The organism is Salana multivorans, from assembly GCF_003751805.1.
In the GTDB taxonomy this organism is placed as follows: Bacteria; Actinomycetota; Actinomycetes; order Actinomycetales; family Beutenbergiaceae; genus Salana; species Salana multivorans.
On sequence record NZ_RKHQ01000001.1, the window covers coordinates 2,264,198 to 2,283,637 of the forward strand.

Sequence of the window (19,440 nt, forward strand, 5' to 3'; positions counted from 1 at the left end):
CGTCATCGGCAACCTCGGACGGGACCCGCACGACATCCTGATCGCGCCGGTCGTCTCCGAGAAGAGCTACAACCTGCTCGACCAGGGCAAGTACACCTTCCTCGTCCACCCGGACGCGAACAAGACCGAGATCAAGATCGCGGTCGAGAAGGTGTTCGGGGTCAAGGTCGCCGACGTCAACACGCTGAACCGCCCGGGCAAGACCCGGCGGACGCGCGCCGGCCTCGGCAAGCGCAAGGACACCAAGCGCGCGATCGTCACGCTGCGCGAGGGCACCATCGACATCTTCGGCACGGCGTGAGCCGCGGCGAGGGATAGAAGGACTCACAGACATGGGAATCCGTAAGTACAAGCCGACGACGCCGGGCCGCCGCGGCTCGTCCGTCGCCGACTTCGTCGAGATCACTCGGTCGACGCCGGAGAAGTCGCTGGTCCGTCCGCTGTCCAAGTCCGGGGGCCGCAACGCCTCCGGTCGGGTGACGTCGCGACACAAGGGCGGCGGCCACAAGCGCGCCTACCGCGTCATCGACTTCCGTCGCCACGACAAGGACGGCGTGCCGGCCACGGTCGCTCACATCGAGTACGACCCCAACCGCACGGCGCGCATCGCGCTCCTGCACTACGCCGACGGCGAGAAGCGCTACATCATCGCGCCGAACAAGCTGCGTCAGGGCGACCGCATCGAGCAGGGCCCCAGCGCGGACATCAAGCCGGGCAACAACCTGCCGCTGCGCAACATCCCGACCGGTACGGTCATCCACGCCATCGAGCTGCGGCCCGGTGGCGGCGCGAAGATCGCCCGCTCGGCCGGTGTGTCCGTGCAGCTCGTCGCGAAGGACGGCCCGTACGCGCAGCTGCGCATGCCGTCCGGCGAGATCCGCAACGTCGACGCGCGCTGCCGCGCGACCGTCGGCGAGGTCGGCAACGCCGAGCAGTCGAACATCAACTGGGGCAAGGCCGGCCGCATGCGCTGGAAGGGCAAGCGCCCGACCGTCCGCGGTGTCGCCATGAACCCGGTCGACCACCCGCACGGTGGTGGTGAGGGCAAGACGTCCGGTGGTCGCCACCCCGTGAGCCCCTGGGGCAAGCCCGAGGGCCGCACCCGTCGTCCGGGCAAGCCGAGCGACAAGCTCATCGTGCGCCGTCGGCGTACCGGCAAGAAGCGCTGATAGGGAGTACGGAGCATGCCTCGCAGCCTGAAGAAGGGCCCCTTCGTGGACGCCCACCTGCAGAAGAAGGTGGACGCGCAGAACGAGAAGGGCACGCAGAACGTCATCAAGACGTGGTCTCGTCGCTCGATGATCACGCCGGACTTCCTCGGCCACACGTTTGCGGTGCACGACGGCCGCAAGCACGTCCCGGTCTTCGTGACCGAGTCGATGGTCGGACACAAGCTCGGTGAGTTCGCCCCGACGCGTACCTACCGTGGACACGACAAGGACGACCGGAAGGCGCGCCGCCGCTGACCCCTTGGGTCAGCAGCAGGTGCCCTGACGGTCACAAGAAGAAGGACAGACACATGGAAGCCAAGGCGCAGGCGCGGTACGTCCGCGTCACGCCCCGCAAGGCTCGCCGCGTCGTGGACACCATCCGTGGCAAGGGGGCCGAGGAGGCCGTCGCCATGCTCACGTTCGCGCCGCAGGCCGTGGCCTCGGACGTGCGCAAGGTGGTCGCCAGCGCGATCGCCAACGCCCGGGTGAAGGCCGACGCCGCCAGCGAGCGGTTCGACCCGAGCGAGCTCGTGGTCGCGGAGGCGTTCGTCGACGAGGGCCCGACCCTCAAGCGGATCCAGCCCCGGGCGCAGGGCCGGGCGAACCGGATCCTCAAGCGCACCAGCCACATCACGGTCATCGTCGCTGCCAAGGAAGAGGTTCGCTGATGGGTCAGAAGGTCAACCCGCTCGGTTTCCGCCTCGGCATCACGACCGAGCACCGCAGCAAGTGGTTCGCGGACTCGACGAAGGCCGGCCAGCGCTACGCCGACTTCGTGCGCGAGGACGTGCAGATCCGCAAGCTCCTCACCGAGGGTCTCGAGCGCGCCGGCATCGCCAAGGTGCAGATCGAGCGCACCCGTGACCGCGTGACGATCACGCTCTACACGGCTCGCCCGGGCATCGTCATCGGCCGCCGCGGCGCCGAGGCGGACCGCCTGCGCACGGAGCTCGAGAAGCTCACGGGCAAGCAGGTGCAGCTCAACATCCACGAGGCCTCCAACCCCGAGCTGGACGCCCAGCTCGTGGCTCAGGGCATCGCGGAGCAGCTCGCGTCCCGCGTCGCGTTCCGTCGCGCCATGCGCAAGGCCATCCAGTCGGCGCAGCGCGCCGGTGCCAAGGGCATCCGGGTGCAGTGCTCCGGCCGCCTCGGTGGCGCGGAGATGAGCCGCAAGGAGTTCTACCGCGAGGGCCGGGTGCCGCTGCACACGCTTCGCGCGAACATCGACTACGGGTTCTTCGAGGCCCGCACCGCCTTCGGCCGCATCGGCGTGAAGGTGTGGATCTACAAGGGCGACCAGACCGAGCGCGAGTACGCGGCCGAGCAGGCGGCTGGCGCCGCCTCGCGGCCCCGTCGTGAGCGTGGCGAGCGCGGCGACCGTGGTGACCGTCCGCGCGGCGGACGTCGCACGGACGACGCTGCCGCGCCGGCCGCCGAGGCCGCGCCGGCTGCCGCCCCCAGCACCGGAACGGAGGGCTGAGGACATGCTGATCCCTCGTCGGACCAAGCACCGTAAGCAGCACCACCCCAAGCGCACGGGTGCCGCCAAGGGCGGGACCCAGATCGCGTTCGGCGACTACGGCATCCAGGCGGTCGAGGGCGGGTACCTCACCAACCGCCAGATCGAGGCGGCCCGTATCGCCATGACCCGTCACGTCAAGCGTGGCGGCAAGGTCTGGATCAACGTGTACCCGGACCGCCCCCTCACCAAGAAGCCGGCCGAGACCCGCATGGGCTCCGGCAAGGGTTCCGTCGAGTGGTGGATCGCCAACATCAAGCCCGGCCGCGTCATGTTCGAGCTCGCCGGCGTTCCCGAGCCGCTGGCTCGCGAGGCCATGCTTCGCGCCATGCACAAGCTCCCGATGAAGACGCGCTTCGTGCGCCGTGAGGGTGGTGACTCCTGATGGCAGTTGGTTCGAAGGACCTGGCCACGACCGAGCTCGACGGCATGGACGACGAGCGCCTCGTCGCCGAGCTGCGCAAGGCGAAGGACGAGCTGTTCCACCTGCGGTTCGCCGCAGCGACCGGTCAGCTCGACTCCAACAGCCGGCTCAAGGAGGTCCGTCGTGACATCGCGCGGATCTACACCGTGATGCGTGAGCGCGAGCTCGGTATCCGCACCGCTCCGACGAGCGTGAAGTGAGCGAGGAGAAGATGGCCAAGAACGAGACCCCCGTGGTCGAGGACGCCTCGGCCGAGGCGAGCCGCCTCGGTCACGGCGGTGACCGCGACTACCGCAAGACCCGCCAGGGCTACGTGGTGAGCGACAAGATGACCAAGACCGTCGTGGTCGAGCTCGAGGACCGGGTCAAGCACCCGCTCTACGGCAAGGTCATCCGCCGCACCGCGAAGGTGAAGGCGCACGACGAGCTCGAGACCGCCGGCATCGGCGACCTCGTCCTCATCATGGAGACCCGTCCGCTCTCGGCCACCAAGCGGTGGCGCGTGGTGGAGATCCTCGAGAAGGCTCGCTGAGAGCCGTCCAGTATCCGTTCGGCAAGGCCCGGTGCGCCCACCCGGTGGGCGCACCGAGAACCAGCACGACGACAGGAGCAAGTGAATGATTCAGCAGGAGTCGCGACTCAAGGTCGCCGACAACACGGGTGCGAAGGAGATTCTCTGCATCCGTGTGCTCGGGGGCTCTGGCCGTCGCTACGCCGGCATCGGTGACGTGATCGTCGCCACCGTCAAGGACGCCATCCCCGGCGGGAACGTCAAGAAGGGCGACGTCGTCAAGGCCGTCGTCGTGCGCACCCGCAAGGAGCGCCGCCGTCCGGACGGTTCCTACATCCGTTTCGACGAGAACGCCGCCGTCATCCTCAAGGCCGACGGCGAGCCCCGTGGTACCCGCATCTTCGGCCCGGTCGGGCGGGAGCTGCGTGACAAGAAGTTCATGCGCATCGTGTCCCTGGCTCCGGAGGTGATCTGACCCATGGCGAAGATCAAGGAGGGCGACCTCGTCGTCGTCATCTCGGGTTCCGACAAGGGCAAGCAGGGCCGTGTGCTCAAGGTCGTCCACAAGGACGACCGCGTCATCGTCGAGGGCATCAACCGGGTGACGAAGCACACCAAGGTCTCCCAGACCCAGCGCGGTTCCCGGACCGGCGGCATCGAGACGATCGAGGCCCCGATCCACATCAGCAACGTGATGCTCGTCGACCCGGAGACCAAGAAGGGCACCCGGGTGGGCTACCGCACCGAGGAAGTCGAGCGCGACGGCCGCACGAAGACCGTTCGGGTCCGCTTCGCCAAGCGCTCCGGTAAGGACGTGTGATGTCTGAGACCACCATCGAGACCGTCGAGGTCGCGGAGGCCGCCGAGAAGGTGACCCCCCGACTCAAGACGCGCTACCGCGAGGAGATCGTCCCCGCGCTGCGCGAGGAGTTCTCGTTCGCGAACGTCATGCAGGTTCCCGGCGTCGTCAAGGTCGTCGTGAACATGGGTGTCGGTGACGCGGCCCGCGACTCCAAGCTCATCGAGGGTGCGATCCGCGACCTCTCCCTCATCACGGGGCAGAAGCCGCAGGTCACCAAGGCCCGCAAGTCCATCGCGCAGTTCAAGCTGCGCGAGGGTCAGCCGATCGGCGCGCACACCACGCTGCGCGGGGACCGGATGTGGGAGTTCCTCGACCGACTGCTGTCGATCGCCCTCCCGCGCATCCGCGACTTCCGTGGCCTCGAGCCCAAGCAGTTCGACGGGCGCGGGAACTACACCTTCGGTCTCACGGAGCAGTCGATGTTCCACGAGATCGACCAGGACACGATCGACCGGGTCCGCGGTATGGACATCACGGTCGTGACGTCGGCCACGACCGATGACGAGGGCCGCGCGCTCCTGCGCCGCCTCGGCTTCCCGTTCAAGGAGAACTGACATGGCGAAGACCGCGCTGGTCAACAAGGCCGCCGCGAAGCCGAAGTTCGCGGTCCGCGCGTACTCGCGCTGCAACCGGTGCGGGCGTCCCCGCTCGGTGTACCGCAAGTTCGGCCTGTGCCGCATCTGCCTGCGTGAGATGGCCCTCGCCGGCCAGCTCCCTGGCATCACGAAGAGCAGCTGGTAACAACTACGCCGCAGGTCCCCACGCGTGCACACGTGCCGCGTGGGGGAAACCACGGTGAGGAAGGGCGACGAGCCCATGACGATGACAGACCCCATCGCAGACATGCTGACGCGTCTGCGCAACGCGAACTCCGCGTACCACGAGTCGGTGACCATGCCGTACTCGAAGCTCAAGGCGCGTATCGCCGAGATCCTCCAGCGTGAGGGCTACATCTCGGGGTGGCGCGTCGAGGACGCCGAGGTCGGCAAGAACCTCGTGCTCGTCCTGAAGTACGGCCCGCAGCGCGAGCGTTCGCTCGCCGGTGTCCGCCGGGTGTCCAAGCCCGGTCTGCGGGTGTACGCCAAGTCGACCAACCTGCCGAAGGTGCTCGGCGGCCTTGGCGTGGCGATCCTGTCCACGTCCTCCGGCCTCCTCACCGACCGTCAGGCAGCGCAGAAGGGCGTGGGTGGGGAAGTCCTCGCCTACGTCTGGTAAGGGAGGAACCTGACATGTCCCGCATTGGGAAGATCCCCGTCGTGGTTCCCGCCGCCGTCGACGCGACGATCGAGAACCGGGTCGTGACGATCAAGGGCCCCAAGGGCACCCTGACGCACCGGATCCCGGAGCCGATCCAGGTCGCGCTCGAGGACGGCACGCTCGTGGTGACCCGCCCGGACGACGAGCGCGCCTCGCGCTCGCTGCACGGCCTCACCCGCACGCTCCTGGCCAACCTCGTCATCGGGGTGACCGAGGGCTACGAGAAGAAGCTCGAGATCGTCGGGACCGGGTACCGCGTCGTGGCGAAGGGCAAGGACCTCGAGTTCGCGCTCGGCTTCAGCCACCCGGTCGTCGTGACGCCCCCCGAGGGCATCACGTTCACGGTCGAGGGCGCCACCAGGTTCTCGGTGTCCGGCATCGACAAGCAGCAGGTCGGTGAGGTTGCGGCCAACATCCGGAAGATCCGCAAGCCCGAGCCCTACAAGGGCAAGGGCGTGCGCTACGCGGGCGAGCAGGTCCGCCGCAAGGTCGGAAAGGCTGGTAAGTGACCATGGTCATCTCGATCAAGAACGCCGGGAAGTCCAAGGCCACCGCGCGCAAGCGTCGTCACCTGCGGGTGCGCAAGCACCTCGTCGGCACGGCCGAGCGTCCGCGTCTGGTCGTCACCCGCAGCGCGCGTCACATGGTGGCGCAGCTGGTGGACGACTCCACGGGCACCACGATCGCCTCGGCCTCGACCCTCGAGCCGGAGCTGCGTGCCTCGTCCGAGGAGAAGACCGTCAAGGCGAAGACCGTCGGCAAGCTGGTCGCCGAGCGCGGCGTCGCCGCCGGTGTGACCGCCGCCGTGTTCGACCGGGGCGGCAACGCCTACCACGGTCGCGTCGCGGCGGTGGCCGACGGCGCCCGCGAGGGAGGCCTGACGCTGTGATGAACCAGAAGCAGGAGAGGAACGTCTGATGGCTGCACCGCAGCGCAGCAGGACCGCCGGTCAGACCGGCGGCAACGAGAACGAGCGCTCGGGCGACCGCAACGACCGCGGCGGTCGCGGCGGCCGGTCCGACCGCGGAGGTCGCGGCGAGCGCGGTGGCCGCGACGCCGAGCGCAGCCAGTTCGTCGAGCGCGTCGTGACGATCAACCGCGTCGCGAAGGTCGTGAAGGGTGGACGTCGGTTCTCCTTCACCGCCCTCGTGGTCGTCGGTGACGGCGACGGCACGGTCGGCGTCGGCTACGGCAAGGCCAAGGAGGTGCCCGCGGCGATCGCCAAGGGTGTCGAGGAGGCCAAGAAGAACTTCTTCCGGGTTCCCCGGATCGGTTCGACCATCCCGCACCCGGTGCAGGGCGAGGCCGCCGCAGGCGTCGTCGTCCTCCGCCCGGCGTCCCCCGGTACCGGCGTCATCGCCGGCGGTCCGGTGCGCGCCGTGCTGGACTGCGCCGGGATCCACGACGTGCTGAGCAAGTCGCTCGGGTCCTCGAACTCGATCAACATCGTCCACGCGACGGTCGCGGCGCTCAAGGAGCTCGAGGAGCCGGAGGCCGTCGCGGCCCGCCGGGGTCTCCCCGTCGAGGACGTCGTGCCGGCCCCGATCCTTCGGGCGCAGGCCGCGGCTCGCGCCGAGGCCGCCGCCAAGATCAAGGCGGGGGTGGCGTGATGGCTGAGCTGAAGATCACCCAGACGGGCTCCGCCATCGGCGGCAAGCACAAGCAGCGTGAGACGCTGCGCACCCTGGGCCTCGGCAAGATCGGCCGTTCGACGGTCCGCGAGGACTCCCAGCAGGTGCGCGGCATGATCCGGGTGGTCGACCACCTGGTGAAGGTCGAGGAGGTCGACTGATGGCAGAGTCGAAGAAGGCAGCCGAGGTGACCGAGGCCACCGACGCCCCCGTCAAGAAGCCCGCCCGCTCGAAGGCGGCCGCGGCGAAGACGGAGACGGTCGAGGCCCCGGCCAAGGCTGAGAAGGCCGCGAAGGCGCCCAAGGCCGCGAAGGCCGAGGCGGCTCCCAAGGCCGAGAAGCCGGCCGCCGCGAAGAAGCCGGCGAAGGCCGCGGCGGAGGAGACCGAGGAGAACGCTCCCGGTCGTGCCCTCCGCGTGCACCACCTGCGTCCCGCCCCCGGCTCGCACCAGGCGCGCACGCGCGTCGGTCGCGGTGAGGGCTCCAAGGGCAAGACGGCCGGTCGCGGTACCAAGGGCACGAAGGCCCGGTACCAGGTGCCGGCCGGCTTCGAGGGCGGCCAGATGCCGATGCACATGCGTCTGCCCAAGCTCCGTGGGTTCAAGAACCCGTTCCGGACGGAGTACCAGGTCGTGAACCTGGACCGGCTCGCCGAGCTCTTCCCGAAGGGCGGCGCCGTCTCGGTCGCCGACCTCGTGGCGAAGGGCGCGGTGCGCTCGGGCCGCCCGGTCAAGGTGCTCGGCACCGGTGACCTGGGCTCGGTCAAGATCGACATCACGGTCGAGCGCGCGTCTGCGTCGGCCAAGGAGAAGATCGAGGCCGCCGGCGGCACGGTGACGCTGGCCTGATGATCGCGAGGGCGGGTGGAGGCGCACGCGTGCGCCACCACCCGCCCTCCGCGTCACCACCCGCGGCACGACGCCGTTAGGGTGGACTCTGGCCGCACGGGGACGCTCCCCACGCGCGGCCGCGCGCCGGCAGGACGGACGTCCACCGCCCGCCGGCCCACTGACTCACTGGAGGACAAGTGCTCGGGGCATTCGCTCAGGCGTTCCGCACGCCGGACCTGCGGCGCAAGCTGCTGTTCACGATGGGGATCGTCGCGATCTTCCGGCTCGGTTCGTTCATCCCGACGCCCGGCGTCGACTACGTCAACGTCAAGCAGTGCGTCGCGGCCCAGGACAACAGCGTCCTCGGCCTGATCAACCTGTTCTCCGGCGGCGCGATGCTGCAGCTGTCGGTGTTCGCGCTCGGCATCATGCCGTACATCACCGCGAGCATCATCGTGCAGCTCCTGCGCGTCGTCATCCCGCACTTCGAGGCGCTCCACCAGGAGGGCCAGGCCGGGACCGCGAAGCTGACGCAGTACACGCGCTACCTGACGATCTTCCTCGCCGTCCTCCAGGCGACGACGATCATCACGACCGCGCGCACCGGTCTGCTGTTCAACGGGTGCGGCATGGCCGGCACCGACGGCGCCGTCATCGCGAACGACAGCGTGTGGACCATCCTCCTCGCGATCCTCGTCATGACCGCCGGCACCGGCCTCATCATGTGGCTCGCCGAGCTCATCACCGAGCGCGGCGTCGGCAACGGGATGTCGCTGCTCATCTTCATGTCGATCGCGTCCTCCTTCCCGTCGGCCCTGTGGACCGTCGCGAACACCCAGGGCGGCTTCGGGCTGTTCCTCCTCGTCATCGCGCTGGCCCTCGTGCTCGTGACCGTCGTGGTCTTCGTCGAGCAGTCGCAGCGCCGCGTCCCCGTCCAGTACGCGAAGCGGATGGTCGGGCGCCGGGTCTACGGCGGCACGTCGACGTACATCCCGATCAAGATCAACATGTCCGGCGTCATCCCGGTCATCTTCGCGAGCTCGATCCTCATGCTCCCGACGCTGGCCGCGCAGTTCGGCGACCAGAACGCCGGGTGGGTCCAGTGGATCATCCGCAACTTCGGCCAGGGCACCACGCCGCTCTACATGGTCCTGTTCGCGGTCCTCATCCTGTTCTTCGTGTTCTTCTACACGTCGATCACCTTCAACCCGGAGGAGGTCGCGGACAACATGAAGCGCTACGGCGGCTTCATCCCGGGCATCCGCGCCGGCCGCCCGACGGCCGAGTACCTCCAGTACGTCATCAACCGGATCACGTCGGCCGGGGCGATCTACCTCGTGCTCATCGCGCTGATCCCGACGATCGCGTTCGTCCTGCTCAACATCTCGAACGTGCCGTTCGGCGGCACCTCGCTCCTCATCATCGTGAGCGTCGGGCTCGAGACCGTGAAGCAGATCGACTCCCAGCTCCAGCAGCGCCACTACGAGGGGATCCTGCGATGACCCGCCTTCTCATCATGGGCCCGCAGGGCTCCGGCAAGGGCACGCAGGCGGCTCGCATCGCCGAGGCGCTGGGCATCCCGGCGATCTCGACGGGCGACATCTTCCGCGCGAACATCAAGGGCGACACCGAGCTCGGCCGGCTCGCCCGGTCCTACTCCGACCGGGGCGAGCTCGTCCCGGACGAGGTGACGAACGCGATGGTGCGCGACCGGCTCGCCGCGCAGGACACCGCGGCCGGCTTCCTGCTCGACGGGTACCCGCGCAACGCGGCCCAGGTCGAGGAGCTCGACGCGATCCTCGCCGAGCGCGGCACGCCGCTGCAGGGCGTGGTCGCGCTCGACGTCCCGCGCGCCGAGCTGCTCGAGCGGATCGCGCAGCGCGCCGTGGCCGAGGGGCGCTCCGACGACACCGCGGAGGCCATCGAGCGCCGCCTCGCGGTGTACGAGGAGCAGACCGCCCCGCTCCTGGACGCCTACCGCGAGCGGGGCATCCTGCTCGACGTCGTCGGCGTCGGGGACGTCGAGGAGATCACGACGGCGATCCTCGCGGGTCTCGGTTCCCGCGGCATCGGCGCCGCCTGAACCTCGGGCCGGGGGAGGGGCCGTCGCGGCTCCCGACACCGGCCCCGGCGGGACGTCCGCGGTCGCGCGCACGCGCGACACGCCCGGGGTTGAGCACACTTCCCCTGGCGCGTAAGATGTCTCGTTGGGTTCGCCTGCCTTCACCGGCAGACGCGTGGCCGGCCTCCTGCAGGCTCAGGCGCGCGGAACCCGAACCTCGATCCCATCGAACGATGGCACCGGTGTGCGCGCTGCGCGGGCCGGGACCACCCGGGCGTCGAGGAGCCCATCGGAAGTACCCACGACAGTTAGCGGAGGACATGGCGAAGAAAGACGGAGTCATCGAGATGGAGGGCGTCGTCGTCGAGGCGTTGCCCAACGCGATGTTCCGCGTCGAGCTCAAGAACGGGCACCGCGTGCTCGCGATGATCTCGGGCAAGATGCGCCAGAACTACATCCGGATCCTGCCCGAGGACCGGGTCGTCGTCGAGCTCACGCCCTACGACCTCTCGCGCGGGCGGATCGTCTACCGCTACAAGTAGGGCGTGCCGCAGGCACGTCATCACCACCGAGCCGTGCTCCGTCCGGAGCGCGGCGGGCAAGGAACGATCATGAAGGTCAAGCCGAGCGTCAAGCCGATCTGTGACAAGTGCAAGGTCATCCGTCGGCACGGACGCGTCATGGTGATCTGCGAGAACCTGCGCCACAAGCAGCGCCAGGGCTGAGCAGCACCCCAGCAGCACCCGCAGTACCGCACCACCCCGGTGGCACTCCTGCCGCCAGCGTTGCACCACCCGTGGTTCCCCTCGCCTCGCCGAGCGGGCGCCACATCCCCCGGACCGAGGGCCGGGGCCCGTCGATCGGCGGGACGGTGCAGCGACGGACCTTCGGATGATGCGTAGGAGTCATACGCATGGCACGTCTCCTCGGCGTCGACCTCCCCCGCGACAAGCGGCTGGAAGTTGCGCTCACCTACATCTACGGCATCGGTCGGACCCGCGCGGACGAGACGCTCGTCGCGACCGGCATCAGCCCCGACCTCCGCGTCCGCGACATCGGCGACGCCGAGTTGGTCGCGCTGCGCGACTACATCGAGGCGAACTACAAGATCGAGGGCGACCTGCGCCGCGAGGTCGCCGCCGACATCCGCCGCAAGGTCGAGATCGGCTCGTACGAGGGTCTGCGCCACCGCCGCGGTCTTCCCGTGCGCGGCCAGCGCACCAAGACCAACGCGCGTACCCGCAAGGGTCCGAAGCGCACCGTGGCCGGCAAGAAGAAGGCCGGTCGCAAGTAGCCACCGAGCACCCGCGCGGGGCCGGCCGACAAGCCGGCCGAGCAGCTCGGGTGCGAGGTGGTCCGACGACCTCGACGAAGGACTACACAGAAGATGCCTCCCAAGACTCGCGCCGCCGCGTCCGGCGCTCGCAAGACCCGCCGCAAGGAGCGCAAGAACGTCTCCCACGGCCACGCCTACATCAAGTCGACGTTCAACAACACCATCGTGTCCATCACGGACCCGTCGGGTGCTGTCATCGCCTGGGCCTCCTCGGGCCAGGTCGGCTTCAAGGGCTCCCGCAAGTCGACCCCGTTCGCCGCGCAGCTCGCGGCCGAGGCCGCTGCGCGCCGCGCCCAGGAGCACGGCATGAAGAAGGTCGACGTCTTCGTCAAGGGCCCGGGCTCGGGCCGCGAGACGGCGATCCGCTCCCTCCAGGCCACCGGCCTCGAGGTCGGCTCGATCTCCGACGTGACGCCTCAGGCGCACAACGGCGTTCGTCCGCCGAAGCGTCGCCGCGTCTGACCCCATCGATGCGTCGGTCGGCCCACCCGGGCCGGCCGACGCACTCGCTCGCCGGCCGCAGACCGCGTCCGGCTCCCTCATCGGCGTCATATAGCGGACGCCCAAGGAAGGAATCGCAGTGCTGATCGCCCAGCGCCCCACCCTGACCGAAGAGGTCGTCTCCGAGTTCCGCTCCCGGTTCGTCATCGAGCCGCTCGAGCCCGGCTTCGGCTACACCCTCGGCAACTCCCTGCGTCGCACCCTGCTCTCCTCGATCCCCGGCGCGGCCGTGACGAGCGTCCGTTTCGACGGCGTGCTCCACGAGTTCGACACCATCGAGGGGGTCAAGGAGGACGTCACCGAGATCATCCTCAACATCAAGAACGTCGTCGTCTCCTCGGAGCATGACGAGCCGGTCGTGATGTACCTGCGCAAGCAGGGCCCGGGCGTCGTCACCGCCGGTGACATCACGCCGCCCGCCGGCGTCGAGATCCACAACCCCGACCTGCACCTCGCCACGGTCAACGGCAAGGGCAAGCTCGAGGTCGAGCTGACGGTGGAGCGCGGGCGTGGCTACGTGTCCGCCGCGCAGAACAAGGCGTTCGACTCCGAGTACGGCCGGATCCCGGTCGACTCGATCTACTCGCCCGTCCTCAAGGTGACCTACAAGGTCGAGGCGACGCGTGTCGAGCAGCGCACGGACTTCGACCGGCTCATCGTCGACGTCGAGACCAAGCACGCGATCAGCCCGCGCGACGCCGTCGCCTCCGCCGGCCGCACGCTGGTCGAGCTCTTCGGCCTGGCCCGTGAGCTCAACACGGCCGCCGAGGGCATCGAGATCGGTCCGTCGCCGACGGACGTCGAGCTGGCCCAGGACCTCGCGCTCCCGATCGAGGACCTGCAGCTGACCATCCGGTCGTACAACTGCCTCAAGCGCGAGGGCATCCACACCGTCGGCGAGCTCGTCGCCCGCAGCGAGGCCGACCTGCTCGACATCCGCAACTTCGGCCAGAAGTCGATCGTCGAGGTCAAGGAGCGTCTCGCGGCGCTCGGTCTGGCGCTCAAGGACTCCCCGCTCGACTTCGACCCGAGCCTCGTCGTCGACACCTACGACGGCGACGACGTCGACTTCGGCGACGACACCTTCAACTGACAAACCCCAGCTAGTCGATCGGGTGGCCGCGGCCGCCCGGTCCGCAAGGAGACATCATGCCCCAGCCCGCCAAGGGTGCCCGCCTCGGTGGCGGCCCGGCCCACGAGCGGCTCCTCCTCGCCAACCTCGCGACGGCGCTGTTCGAGCACCGTCGGATCACGACGACGGAGGCCAAGGCCCGCCGCCTGCGCCCGTACGCCGAGCGGCTCGTCACGTTCGCCAAGCGCGGTGACCTGCACGCGCGTCGCCGCGTGCTCACGGTCATCCACGACAAGGGCGTGGTGCACGAGCTGTTCGAGGAGATCGCGCCGCTCGTCGCCGACCGTCCGGGTGGCTACACGCGCATCACGAAGATCGGCCCGCGCAAGGGTGACAACGCCCCGATGGCCGTCATCGAGCTGGTGCTGGAGCCGCTGAGCCCCAAGCAGCGCACGGTCAAGGGGGCGGAGGCCGCCACGAAGCGCGCCGCCAAGAAGACGGCGAAGGCCGAGGAGGCCCCGGTCGAGGCGCCCGAGGCTGAGGTGGCCGAGGCTCCCGCCGAGGAGATCGAGGCCGTCGAGGCTGCTGCGACGGACGCCGACGCGGCCGAGGTCGCGGCGGACGACGTCGCCGACGCCGCCGCCAAGGCCGACGCCGACGAGAAGTGACGCGCGCTCGCTGAGCGACACCGAAGGAGCCCGGTCCCCTCGTGGGGGCCGGGCTCCTCGGTTTTCCGGGGGTGTTTCGGGGCCCCGGCGCGGTGGCCCCCGTGGTGCCGGGTGATGTGCGAGATGCGGTCGGGTGGTGGCCCCGGCGCCGGCCGTGGCCCCCGTGGTGCCGGGTGACGCGCTGGACACGATCGGGTGGTGGCCCCGGTGCCGGCCGTGGCCCCTGCAGAACCGGGCTCGGCCTGGTGGCGGCTGTGGCCCCCATGGTGCCGGGGCCGGCATGGTGGAGGCCGTGACCCCGTCGCGCCGGGTGACGCGCTGGACACGGTCGGGTGGTGGACATGGTGGCGGCCGTGGCCACCGTGGCCACCGTGGCCACCGTGGCACCGGGTGCGGTTCGTCGCCGACCGCGGCCCGGAGACCGCGAGACCGCGAGACCGGGGGAGGATGGGGTCGTGACCGTTGACCCCGCCTCCACTGCGCCGGACGCACCGCTCGACCCACCCGACCGGACCGCCCCGGCCGCCGGGTGGGGCGTCGTGCTCGTCCACGGCGTCCGGACGTCCGCCACGATGTGGCGCCACCAGGTCGCGGCGCTCGAGGCCGCTGGCCACGCCGTCGTCGCGGTCGACCTGCCCGGTCACGGCACGCGGATGGCCGAGACCTTCACGCTCGACGCGGCCTGCGCCACCGTCGAGCAGGCCGTCCAGGGGCTGCGGGCGTCCGGCGCGCGCCGCGTCGCCGTCGTCGGTCTCTCGCTCGGCGGCTACCTCACCCTGCGCTGGGCCGCGCGCACGGCGACGCCGCCGGACGCGCTCGTCGTGTCCTCGTGCACCGCCCGCCCGGGCGGGCTCGGGAACCGTGGGTTCGTCGGCATCACGCACGCGTTCCGCGCACTGCCCGGTGATGGTGCCGCGCGCGTGAGCGAGCCGTGGGCCCGCGCCTTCGTCGGCGCCGCGGGCGCCGACGACATCGTCCGCGGCGGCGTCGGCGTCGACGGCCAGCTCGCCGCGCTGCGCGCCATGGTCGAGGCGACGCCGCTCGAGGACCTGCGGGTCGTCGTCGGGCGGGGGATCCCCGTGACCTTCGTGACGGGGGAGTGGGACCACTTCCGGCTCGACGAGGCCGCCTTCCGGCGCGCGGGTCGTGAGGCGGCGGACAGCTCCGGCACGCGGCCGCCGCGCTGGGTGCTCGTCCGACGCGCGCACCACCTCGTCTCGCTGCACCGGCCGCGCGCCTACACCCGGGCGCTGCTCGACACGCTCGATCGCGCGGAGCGGCTGGTCGCCCGGCCGTCCGACCTGACCGCGCCCGTCGCCGACCCGGCGTGGGACCGGGTCCGCACCGACTACGCCGAGGCCGTCGCGTGGTGGCTCGACGTCGTCGCGCGGGTCGGGGACCGCTGGGCCGACCCGGGGCTCGGGGAGTGGGACGTCCGCGCGCTCGTCGGGCACACCTCCCGCTCGCTGGTGACGGTCGAGGAGTACCTCGCCGCGCCGGCCGACGCGATCGCCGTCGCGGACGCCCCCGGCTACGTGGAGGCGACCCGCGCCATGCTCGGCGGCCCCGGGGTCACCGAGCGCGGCATCGCGGCCGGTGCGGCGCTCGGAGACGAGCCCGAGGCGGCCCTGCGCGAGCTGGCCGCGCGGGTCCTTGGCCTCGTGGACGCCCGGACCGGCGCCGAGCCGGTCACGACGCTCGCGGGCGGGATGCGGCTCGTGGACTACCTGCCGACGCGCACCCTGGAGCTCGTCGTGCACGGCTGTGACCTGGCGACCGTGCTGGGGCTCGACGCGCGACCGCCGACGGGCCCGGCGAGCGCCACGCTGACGACGCTCGCGACGCTGGCGGTGCGCGGGGACCGCTCGGCGCCCGTGATCCTCGCGCTCACGGGCCGCGACCCGCTGCCGCCCGGGTTCACGCTCCTGTAGCCGGGGCGCCCGGGTGCCCCGGCCGAGCCGGGGCCTCCGGCGACGACCGGCCTGGAAGGTCAGGCGAAGGTCAGGCGCGGGGGAGGCTCCACACGCGGACGCCGCCGAGCAGCGCCGCCGAGTTGGGGATGATCGTGACCGGCCCGAGCCGGGCGAGCGTGCTCGCCACCACGCGCTGGCCGTTGCCGCCGCCGAGGTAGAGCCGGTCCCACCGCACGACGGGGTGCAGGGAGTCGATCGCGCGCCGCACGCGCCGGGACCAGTGGGAGTCGCCCAGCCGGAGCCGCTCGTGCTCCCCGAGGTAGCCGTCGTACGTCAGCCCCCAGCGGACCTGCGCGTGCGACAGCTCGAGGTGCGGTGCGAGGGCGCCGTCGTCGAACAGCGCGCTGCCGAGCCCGGTGCCGAGCGTGAGGACGAGCTCGCACCCGATACCGTCGACGACCCCGGCCCCGTGCACCTCGGCGTCGTTGAGCACGACGGCGGGCAGGCCGAGCCGCGCCCGGATCGCCGCGGCCATGTCGAACCCCTGCCAGGCCTTCTCGAGCTCGGGAAGCTGTCGCGTCCGCGGACCCGACCGGGTGATGTAGTGCGGGGTGTGGACGACGACGCCGTGCCGGATCATCCCGGGCATCCCGACGGTCGCGCGGTCGGCCTCGGGAAGCTCGTCGGCGATCCCGGCGATGAGCCCGAGGAGCCGCTCCGGCGGGAGGGGGTACGGCGTCGGTCGCCGGACGGGCGGGGCCAGGAGCGTGCCGGACGTGTCGAGCACGCAGCCCTTGATGCCGCCGCCACCGCAGTCGATGGACAGGGTGCGGGCGCCGGGCATGGGTCGAGACTACTGAAGGGGCGCGAGGGTCGGTTACGTTCGCCTGTGTGAACGACTCGCTGCGCGTCCGCCTCGACCTCGCCTACGACGGGACCGGCTTCAGCGGCTGGGCGACGCAGCCCGGGCTGCGGACCGTCCAGGGCGTCCTGGAGGACGCCATCGCGACGGTCCTGCGCTCGCCGGCCCGGCTCACGGTCGCGGGGCGGACCGACGCCGGCGTGCACGCGCGGGGCCAGGTGGCCCATCTCGACCTCCCCGCCGACGCGTGGGCCGCCCTCCCGGGGCGCGCGGTCGACCGCGACCCCGGCGACGCGCTGTGCGCCCGCCTGGCCGGGGTGCTGCCGCCGGACGTCGTGGTGCGCCGGGCCGCGCTCGCCCCCGCGGGGTTCGACGCCCGGTTCGCCGCGGTGTGGCGTCGCTACGCCTACCGGATCGACGACTCGCGAGCCCCCGACCCGCTGACGCGCGCCTGGGTGCTGCGGCACCGCCGGGTGCTCGACGTCGGCGCCATGGACCGCGCGGGCGCCGAGCTCGTCGGGCAGCACGACTTCCTCGCCTACTGCAAGCCGCGGGAGGGGGCCACGACGATCCGCACCCTCCAGCTGCTCCGCGTGACGCGCGAGCAGGGGCTCGTCGTCGTCGACGTGCGGGCCGACGCGTTCTGCCACTCGATGGTGCGCTCGCTCGTCGGGGCGCTGCTCGCGGTGGGGGAGGGCCGGCGCCCCGAGGACTGGCCGGCCCGGGTGCTCGCCGCGGTCAGTCGTGACCCGGGCGTCGCGGTCGCGCCGCCGCAGGGGCTCGTCCTCGAGGAGGTCGGCTACCCGGCGGACGACGAGCTCGCCGAGCGCGCGCGGGTCGCCCGGGCGGTGCGGACGCTGGACTGAGGACGGCCCGCTGACGCCGGCCGGCTGACGACGGCGGGAGACGTCCCGTCGGCGTCGGCTCGCGACCCCGGCGAGCGTGATCGGGCTAGACCGACCCGTCGTCCTCGAAGTCGGGCTCGACGCCCTCGGCCTCGAGCCGCTCGATGTTCTGGAGCTCCTCGAGCGAGATCGTGTGGACGGCCGCCTCCTCGGCGCTCGCGGCGCCGCCGGCGACCCCGACGTCGCGCGCGAACGAGTCCTGGGAGAACGAACCCTCGGTGACGCCCTCGATCCGGCCGGAGCGGTCCATCTCCTGCCCGCGGCTGGACGCGACCCACACGTCGGGCAGCTCCTGGGCCAGTCGCAGGTCCAGCGGCTCGCCGAGCTCCTCCTCCAGTGCCGTCTCGCCCCAGCGGGAGCGCCGGTCCTCGTCGGGAGGGATGAACCCCTCGTCGAGGGAGTCGTCGACGCGCGACTGCTCGAGGGTGTCCTCGGGCTGGAGCTGGTCCTCGATGTCGTCGAAGTCGTCGAAGCTCTCCGGGTCGACACCGTTGCCGAACTGGTTCTCGCTCATGTCACCATGAAAGCACCTTCGCGGCGAGGAGTCGCGGGTGTGACGCATCTCCCGCCGCCGTCCGGTCCCGATCGGCCACGAGGTTTTGACCCCGGGCGCTCGGCGGGCTACTCTGGATCGTCGTTGTGTTCTCCTCTGCCTACCGGCGGACAGCACGGCCGGCCTCGGAGCTCCCACTCTCCCAGAGGTAGGCCACGTTCGCCGAGGGTGGATCCGAGCAGCGCTGACGGTTGAGGGGTTTCCCCCGTCCGCGCACGCCGGGCCCAGATGGGGCACACGCAGCTACCACCCGGCCCGGCCGGTCCGGAGCGCCCAGGGCAGCAGCCCGCCGGCTCCCGGCCCGAGCGGGCCCTGCACCGAAACGAAGGCTACGACTGTGCGTACGTTCACCCCGAAGCCGTCCGACGTCGACCGCACCTGGTACGTCGTGGACGCGACCGATGTCGTCCTGGGGCGGCTCGCGAGCCACGTGGCGTCCCTGCTGCGCGGCAAGCACAAGGCAACCTTTGCCGCCCACGTCGACACCGGTGACTTCGTCATCGTCGTGAACGCCGACAAGGTGGCGCTCACGGGCGCCAAGGCAGAGAAGAAGATGGCCTACCGCCACTCGGGCTACCCGGGCGGGCTCAAGGCCACCGTCTACTCCGAGCTCCTGGAGAAGAACCCGGAGCGGGCCGTCGAGAAGGCGATCGCGGGCATGCTCCCGAAGACGTCCCTCGGCCGCCAGCAGCTGCGCAAGCTCAAGGTGTACCGGGGCGCCGAGCACCCGCACGCCGCGCAGCAGCCCCAGCCCTACGAGCTGACCCAGGTGGCGCAGTAGTCGCCCCGGCGGCTGCGCAGCCCCACCCTGGCGAACATCGATATCAAGGAGAATCGTGGCTCAGCCTCTGACTGACGAGCTGGACGAGAACGTCCCCGCCAGCTACACCACCGAGACGCCCACGACGGTCGCCGACCGCGGGGAGTCCATCATCGCCGCGGGTCAGGCCGTCGGGCGCCGCAAGGAGGCCGTCGCTCGCGTCCGCCTCGTCCCCGGCACCGGCTCGTGGACCATCAACGGCCGCACGCTCGAGGACTACTTCCCGAACAAGCTGCACCAGCAGCTCGTCAGCTCGCCGTTCACGCTGCTCGGCCTCGAGGGCCGGTTCGACGTGGTCGCTCGCGTCGACGGCGGCGGCACGTCCGGTCAGGCCGGCGCGCTGCGTCTCGGCATCGCCCGGGCGCTGAACGCGATCGACACCGAGTCGAACCGTCCGACGCTCAAGAAGGCCGGCTTCCTCACGCGCGACGCCCGCGTCACTGAGCGCAAGAAGGCCGGTCTCAAGAAGGCCCGCAAGGCGCCTCAGTACTCGAAGCGCTGACC

At 71.0% G+C, this 19,440-nt stretch carries 32 protein-coding genes; 30 read left to right on the forward strand and 2 right to left on the reverse strand.

The window, feature by feature from the left end; all coding sequences use genetic code 11:
• Positions 1–4: 4 nt before the first annotated feature.
• From rplW to EDD28_RS09770, 27 genes are all read left to right on the forward strand, one after another.
• Entirely contained in the window at positions 5–301 is a 297-nt protein-coding gene (gene rplW / locus EDD28_RS09640) for a 50S ribosomal protein L23 (protein WP_123740039.1), read from the forward strand.
• A 31-nt stretch (positions 302–332) separates the two neighbouring features.
• On the forward strand, positions 333–1,169 hold the full coding sequence (gene rplB, locus EDD28_RS09645; RefSeq protein ID WP_123739408.1) for a 50S ribosomal protein L2: 837 nt from the start codon (positions 333–335) through the stop codon (positions 1,167–1,169).
• A 15-nt stretch (positions 1,170–1,184) separates the two neighbouring features.
• A complete protein-coding gene (rpsS, locus tag EDD28_RS09650) occupies positions 1,185–1,466 on the forward strand; it encodes a 30S ribosomal protein S19 (protein WP_123739409.1) in 282 nt (93 codons plus the stop codon).
• A gap of 53 nt (positions 1,467–1,519) precedes the next feature.
• Positions 1,520–1,879, forward strand: coding sequence for a 50S ribosomal protein L22 (gene rplV / locus EDD28_RS09655; RefSeq protein ID WP_123739410.1), 360 nt, complete (start codon positions 1,520–1,522; stop codon positions 1,877–1,879).
• On the forward strand, positions 1,879–2,691 hold the full coding sequence (rpsC, locus tag EDD28_RS09660) for a 30S ribosomal protein S3 (protein WP_123739411.1): 813 nt from the start codon (positions 1,879–1,881) through the stop codon (positions 2,689–2,691). Before rplV ends, rpsC begins: the two co-directional genes overlap by 1 nt.
• A 4-nt stretch (positions 2,692–2,695) precedes the next feature.
• On the forward strand, positions 2,696–3,115 hold the full coding sequence (gene rplP, locus EDD28_RS09665; protein WP_123739412.1) for a 50S ribosomal protein L16: 420 nt from the start codon (positions 2,696–2,698) through the stop codon (positions 3,113–3,115).
• Entirely contained in the window at positions 3,115–3,354 is a 240-nt protein-coding gene (rpmC, locus tag EDD28_RS09670) for a 50S ribosomal protein L29 (protein ID WP_123739413.1), read from the forward strand. The genes rplP and rpmC overlap by 1 nt, the downstream gene beginning before the upstream one ends.
• 11 nt (positions 3,355–3,365) lie before the next feature.
• Entirely contained in the window at positions 3,366–3,686 is a 321-nt protein-coding gene (gene rpsQ / locus EDD28_RS09675; RefSeq protein ID WP_123740040.1) for a 30S ribosomal protein S17, read from the forward strand.
• Positions 3,687–3,771: 85 nt separating this feature from the next.
• Positions 3,772–4,140: a 50S ribosomal protein L14 gene (rplN, locus tag EDD28_RS09680; RefSeq protein ID WP_123739414.1), complete on the forward strand. Its 369-nt coding sequence runs from the start codon at positions 3,772–3,774 to the stop codon at positions 4,138–4,140.
• A gap of 3 nt (positions 4,141–4,143) precedes the next feature.
• Complete coding sequence (gene rplX / locus EDD28_RS09685) at positions 4,144–4,485, forward strand: 50S ribosomal protein L24 (protein WP_123739415.1); 342 nt, start codon at positions 4,144–4,146, stop codon at positions 4,483–4,485.
• A complete protein-coding gene (rplE, locus tag EDD28_RS09690) occupies positions 4,485–5,081 on the forward strand; it encodes a 50S ribosomal protein L5 (RefSeq protein WP_123739416.1) in 597 nt (198 codons plus the stop codon). Before rplX ends, rplE begins: the two co-directional genes overlap by 1 nt.
• A gap of 1 nt (position 5,082) precedes the next feature.
• Positions 5,083–5,268, forward strand: a complete 186-nt coding sequence (locus tag EDD28_RS09695; protein ID WP_123739417.1) for a type Z 30S ribosomal protein S14 — start codon at positions 5,083–5,085, stop codon at positions 5,266–5,268.
• Between the two features lie 75 nt (positions 5,269–5,343).
• Complete coding sequence (gene rpsH, locus EDD28_RS09700) at positions 5,344–5,742, forward strand: 30S ribosomal protein S8 (protein WP_123739418.1); 399 nt, start codon at positions 5,344–5,346, stop codon at positions 5,740–5,742.
• 14 nt (positions 5,743–5,756) lie between these two features.
• Positions 5,757–6,293, forward strand: coding sequence for a 50S ribosomal protein L6 (gene rplF / locus EDD28_RS09705; protein WP_123739419.1), 537 nt, complete (start codon positions 5,757–5,759; stop codon positions 6,291–6,293).
• A gap of 2 nt (positions 6,294–6,295) precedes the next feature.
• Positions 6,296–6,673, forward strand: a complete 378-nt coding sequence (rplR, locus tag EDD28_RS09710) for a 50S ribosomal protein L18 (protein ID WP_123739420.1) — start codon at positions 6,296–6,298, stop codon at positions 6,671–6,673.
• 28 nt (positions 6,674–6,701) lie between these two features.
• Complete coding sequence (rpsE, locus tag EDD28_RS09715) at positions 6,702–7,394, forward strand: 30S ribosomal protein S5 (RefSeq protein WP_123739421.1); 693 nt, start codon at positions 6,702–6,704, stop codon at positions 7,392–7,394.
• Entirely contained in the window at positions 7,394–7,576 is a 183-nt protein-coding gene (gene rpmD, locus EDD28_RS09720; RefSeq protein WP_123739422.1) for a 50S ribosomal protein L30, read from the forward strand. The genes rpsE and rpmD overlap by 1 nt, the downstream gene beginning before the upstream one ends.
• A complete protein-coding gene (gene rplO / locus EDD28_RS09725; protein ID WP_123739423.1) occupies positions 7,576–8,262 on the forward strand; it encodes a 50S ribosomal protein L15 in 687 nt (228 codons plus the stop codon). The genes rpmD and rplO overlap by 1 nt, the downstream gene beginning before the upstream one ends.
• A 179-nt stretch (positions 8,263–8,441) precedes the next feature.
• Positions 8,442–9,746, forward strand: a complete 1,305-nt coding sequence (secY, locus tag EDD28_RS09730) for a preprotein translocase subunit SecY (protein WP_123739424.1) — start codon at positions 8,442–8,444, stop codon at positions 9,744–9,746.
• Positions 9,743–10,327, forward strand: coding sequence for an adenylate kinase (locus tag EDD28_RS09735; RefSeq protein WP_123739425.1), 585 nt, complete (start codon positions 9,743–9,745; stop codon positions 10,325–10,327). The genes secY and EDD28_RS09735 overlap by 4 nt, the downstream gene beginning before the upstream one ends.
• A gap of 299 nt (positions 10,328–10,626) precedes the next feature.
• Positions 10,627–10,848 carry a translation initiation factor IF-1 gene (gene infA, locus EDD28_RS09740; protein WP_123739426.1) on the forward strand — a complete coding sequence of 74 codons (222 nt, stop codon included), beginning with the start codon at positions 10,627–10,629 and terminating at the stop codon, positions 10,846–10,848.
• A 69-nt stretch (positions 10,849–10,917) separates the two neighbouring features.
• A complete protein-coding gene (gene rpmJ / locus EDD28_RS09745; RefSeq protein WP_015883600.1) occupies positions 10,918–11,031 on the forward strand; it encodes a 50S ribosomal protein L36 in 114 nt (37 codons plus the stop codon).
• 188 nt (positions 11,032–11,219) lie between these two features.
• A complete protein-coding gene (gene rpsM, locus EDD28_RS09750; protein ID WP_123739427.1) occupies positions 11,220–11,600 on the forward strand; it encodes a 30S ribosomal protein S13 in 381 nt (126 codons plus the stop codon).
• A gap of 93 nt (positions 11,601–11,693) precedes the next feature.
• On the forward strand, positions 11,694–12,104 hold the full coding sequence (gene rpsK / locus EDD28_RS09755) for a 30S ribosomal protein S11 (protein ID WP_123739428.1): 411 nt from the start codon (positions 11,694–11,696) through the stop codon (positions 12,102–12,104).
• 118 nt (positions 12,105–12,222) lie between these two features.
• Positions 12,223–13,236: a DNA-directed RNA polymerase subunit alpha gene (locus EDD28_RS09760; RefSeq protein WP_123739429.1), complete on the forward strand. Its 1,014-nt coding sequence runs from the start codon at positions 12,223–12,225 to the stop codon at positions 13,234–13,236.
• Positions 13,237–13,292: 56 nt separating this feature from the next.
• Positions 13,293–13,883: a 50S ribosomal protein L17 gene (rplQ, locus tag EDD28_RS09765; RefSeq protein ID WP_123739430.1), complete on the forward strand. Its 591-nt coding sequence runs from the start codon at positions 13,293–13,295 to the stop codon at positions 13,881–13,883.
• 455 nt (positions 13,884–14,338) lie between these two features.
• Positions 14,339–15,814, forward strand: a complete 1,476-nt coding sequence (locus tag EDD28_RS09770) for an alpha/beta fold hydrolase (protein ID WP_170169419.1) — start codon at positions 14,339–14,341, stop codon at positions 15,812–15,814.
• A 70-nt stretch (positions 15,815–15,884) separates the two neighbouring features.
• Here EDD28_RS09770 and EDD28_RS09775 read toward each other — a convergent pair whose 3' ends face one another.
• Positions 15,885–16,640 carry an ROK family protein gene (locus EDD28_RS09775; RefSeq protein ID WP_123739432.1) on the reverse strand — a complete coding sequence of 252 codons (756 nt, stop codon included), beginning with the start codon at positions 16,638–16,640 and terminating at the stop codon, positions 15,885–15,887.
• Between the two features lie 47 nt (positions 16,641–16,687).
• Between EDD28_RS09775 and truA the strand changes: the two genes are divergently transcribed.
• The gene (truA, locus tag EDD28_RS09780; RefSeq protein WP_123739433.1) at positions 16,688–17,524 is read left to right on the forward strand and encodes a tRNA pseudouridine(38-40) synthase TruA; all 837 of its coding nucleotides are present in this window, start codon (positions 16,688–16,690) and stop codon (positions 17,522–17,524) included.
• Positions 17,525–17,609: 85 nt separating this feature from the next.
• Here truA and EDD28_RS09785 read toward each other — a convergent pair whose 3' ends face one another.
• Entirely contained in the window at positions 17,610–18,077 is a 468-nt protein-coding gene (locus EDD28_RS09785; RefSeq protein ID WP_123739434.1) for a DUF5709 domain-containing protein, read from the reverse strand.
• 376 nt (positions 18,078–18,453) lie between these two features.
• Here EDD28_RS09785 and rplM point away from each other — a divergent pair, with 376 nt between their 5' ends.
• Both rplM and rpsI read left to right on the forward strand, forming a co-directional pair.
• Positions 18,454–18,897, forward strand: coding sequence for a 50S ribosomal protein L13 (rplM, locus tag EDD28_RS09790; protein WP_123739435.1), 444 nt, complete (start codon positions 18,454–18,456; stop codon positions 18,895–18,897).
• 55 nt (positions 18,898–18,952) lie between these two features.
• Positions 18,953–19,438 carry a 30S ribosomal protein S9 gene (rpsI, locus tag EDD28_RS09795; protein WP_123739436.1) on the forward strand — a complete coding sequence of 162 codons (486 nt, stop codon included), beginning with the start codon at positions 18,953–18,955 and terminating at the stop codon, positions 19,436–19,438.
• Positions 19,439–19,440: the final 2 nt, after the last annotated feature.

Bases quoted from the DNA above. Each gene is read 5' to 3' on its own strand.
- rplP (WP_123739412.1), top strand. From the start codon at position 2,696: ATGCTGATCCCTCGTCGGACCAAGCACCGTAAGCAGCACCACCCCAAG.
- rpsE (WP_123739421.1), top strand. From the start codon at position 6,702: ATGGCTGCACCGCAGCGCAGCAGGACCGCCGGTCAGACCGGCGGCAAC.
- rpsM (WP_123739427.1), top strand. From the start codon at position 11,220: ATGGCACGTCTCCTCGGCGTCGACCTCCCCCGCGACAAGCGGCTGGAA.
- rpsK (WP_123739428.1), top strand. From the start codon at position 11,694: ATGCCTCCCAAGACTCGCGCCGCCGCGTCCGGCGCTCGCAAGACCCGC.
- rpsS (WP_123739409.1), top strand. From the start codon at position 1,185: ATGCCTCGCAGCCTGAAGAAGGGCCCCTTCGTGGACGCCCACCTGCAG.
- EDD28_RS09695 (WP_123739417.1), top strand. From the start codon at position 5,083: ATGGCGAAGACCGCGCTGGTCAACAAGGCCGCCGCGAAGCCGAAGTTC.
- rpmD (WP_123739422.1), top strand. From the start codon at position 7,394: ATGGCTGAGCTGAAGATCACCCAGACGGGCTCCGCCATCGGCGGCAAG.
- rpsC (WP_123739411.1), top strand. From the start codon at position 1,879: ATGGGTCAGAAGGTCAACCCGCTCGGTTTCCGCCTCGGCATCACGACC.
- rplO (WP_123739423.1), top strand. From the start codon at position 7,576: ATGGCAGAGTCGAAGAAGGCAGCCGAGGTGACCGAGGCCACCGACGCC.
- rpmC (WP_123739413.1), top strand. From the start codon at position 3,115: ATGGCAGTTGGTTCGAAGGACCTGGCCACGACCGAGCTCGACGGCATG.
- EDD28_RS09785 (WP_123739434.1), bottom strand. From the start codon at position 18,077: ATGAGCGAGAACCAGTTCGGCAACGGTGTCGACCCGGAGAGCTTCGAC.
- EDD28_RS09775 (WP_123739432.1), bottom strand. From the start codon at position 16,640: ATGCCCGGCGCCCGCACCCTGTCCATCGACTGCGGTGGCGGCGGCATC.
- EDD28_RS09735 (WP_123739425.1), top strand. From the start codon at position 9,743: ATGACCCGCCTTCTCATCATGGGCCCGCAGGGCTCCGGCAAGGGCACG.
- rplB (WP_123739408.1), top strand. From the start codon at position 333: ATGGGAATCCGTAAGTACAAGCCGACGACGCCGGGCCGCCGCGGCTCG.
- rplF (WP_123739419.1), top strand. From the start codon at position 5,757: ATGTCCCGCATTGGGAAGATCCCCGTCGTGGTTCCCGCCGCCGTCGAC.
- rpsQ (WP_123740040.1), top strand. From the start codon at position 3,366: ATGGCCAAGAACGAGACCCCCGTGGTCGAGGACGCCTCGGCCGAGGCG.
- rplV (WP_123739410.1), top strand. From the start codon at position 1,520: ATGGAAGCCAAGGCGCAGGCGCGGTACGTCCGCGTCACGCCCCGCAAG.
- rplN (WP_123739414.1), top strand. From the start codon at position 3,772: ATGATTCAGCAGGAGTCGCGACTCAAGGTCGCCGACAACACGGGTGCG.
- rpmJ (WP_015883600.1), top strand. From the start codon at position 10,918: ATGAAGGTCAAGCCGAGCGTCAAGCCGATCTGTGACAAGTGCAAGGTC.
- rplQ (WP_123739430.1), top strand. From the start codon at position 13,293: ATGCCCCAGCCCGCCAAGGGTGCCCGCCTCGGTGGCGGCCCGGCCCAC.
- rpsH (WP_123739418.1), top strand. From the start codon at position 5,344: ATGACGATGACAGACCCCATCGCAGACATGCTGACGCGTCTGCGCAAC.
- infA (WP_123739426.1), top strand. From the start codon at position 10,627: ATGGCGAAGAAAGACGGAGTCATCGAGATGGAGGGCGTCGTCGTCGAG.
- rplE (WP_123739416.1), top strand. From the start codon at position 4,485: ATGTCTGAGACCACCATCGAGACCGTCGAGGTCGCGGAGGCCGCCGAG.
- rplX (WP_123739415.1), top strand. From the start codon at position 4,144: ATGGCGAAGATCAAGGAGGGCGACCTCGTCGTCGTCATCTCGGGTTCC.
- rplR (WP_123739420.1), top strand. From the start codon at position 6,296: ATGGTCATCTCGATCAAGAACGCCGGGAAGTCCAAGGCCACCGCGCGC.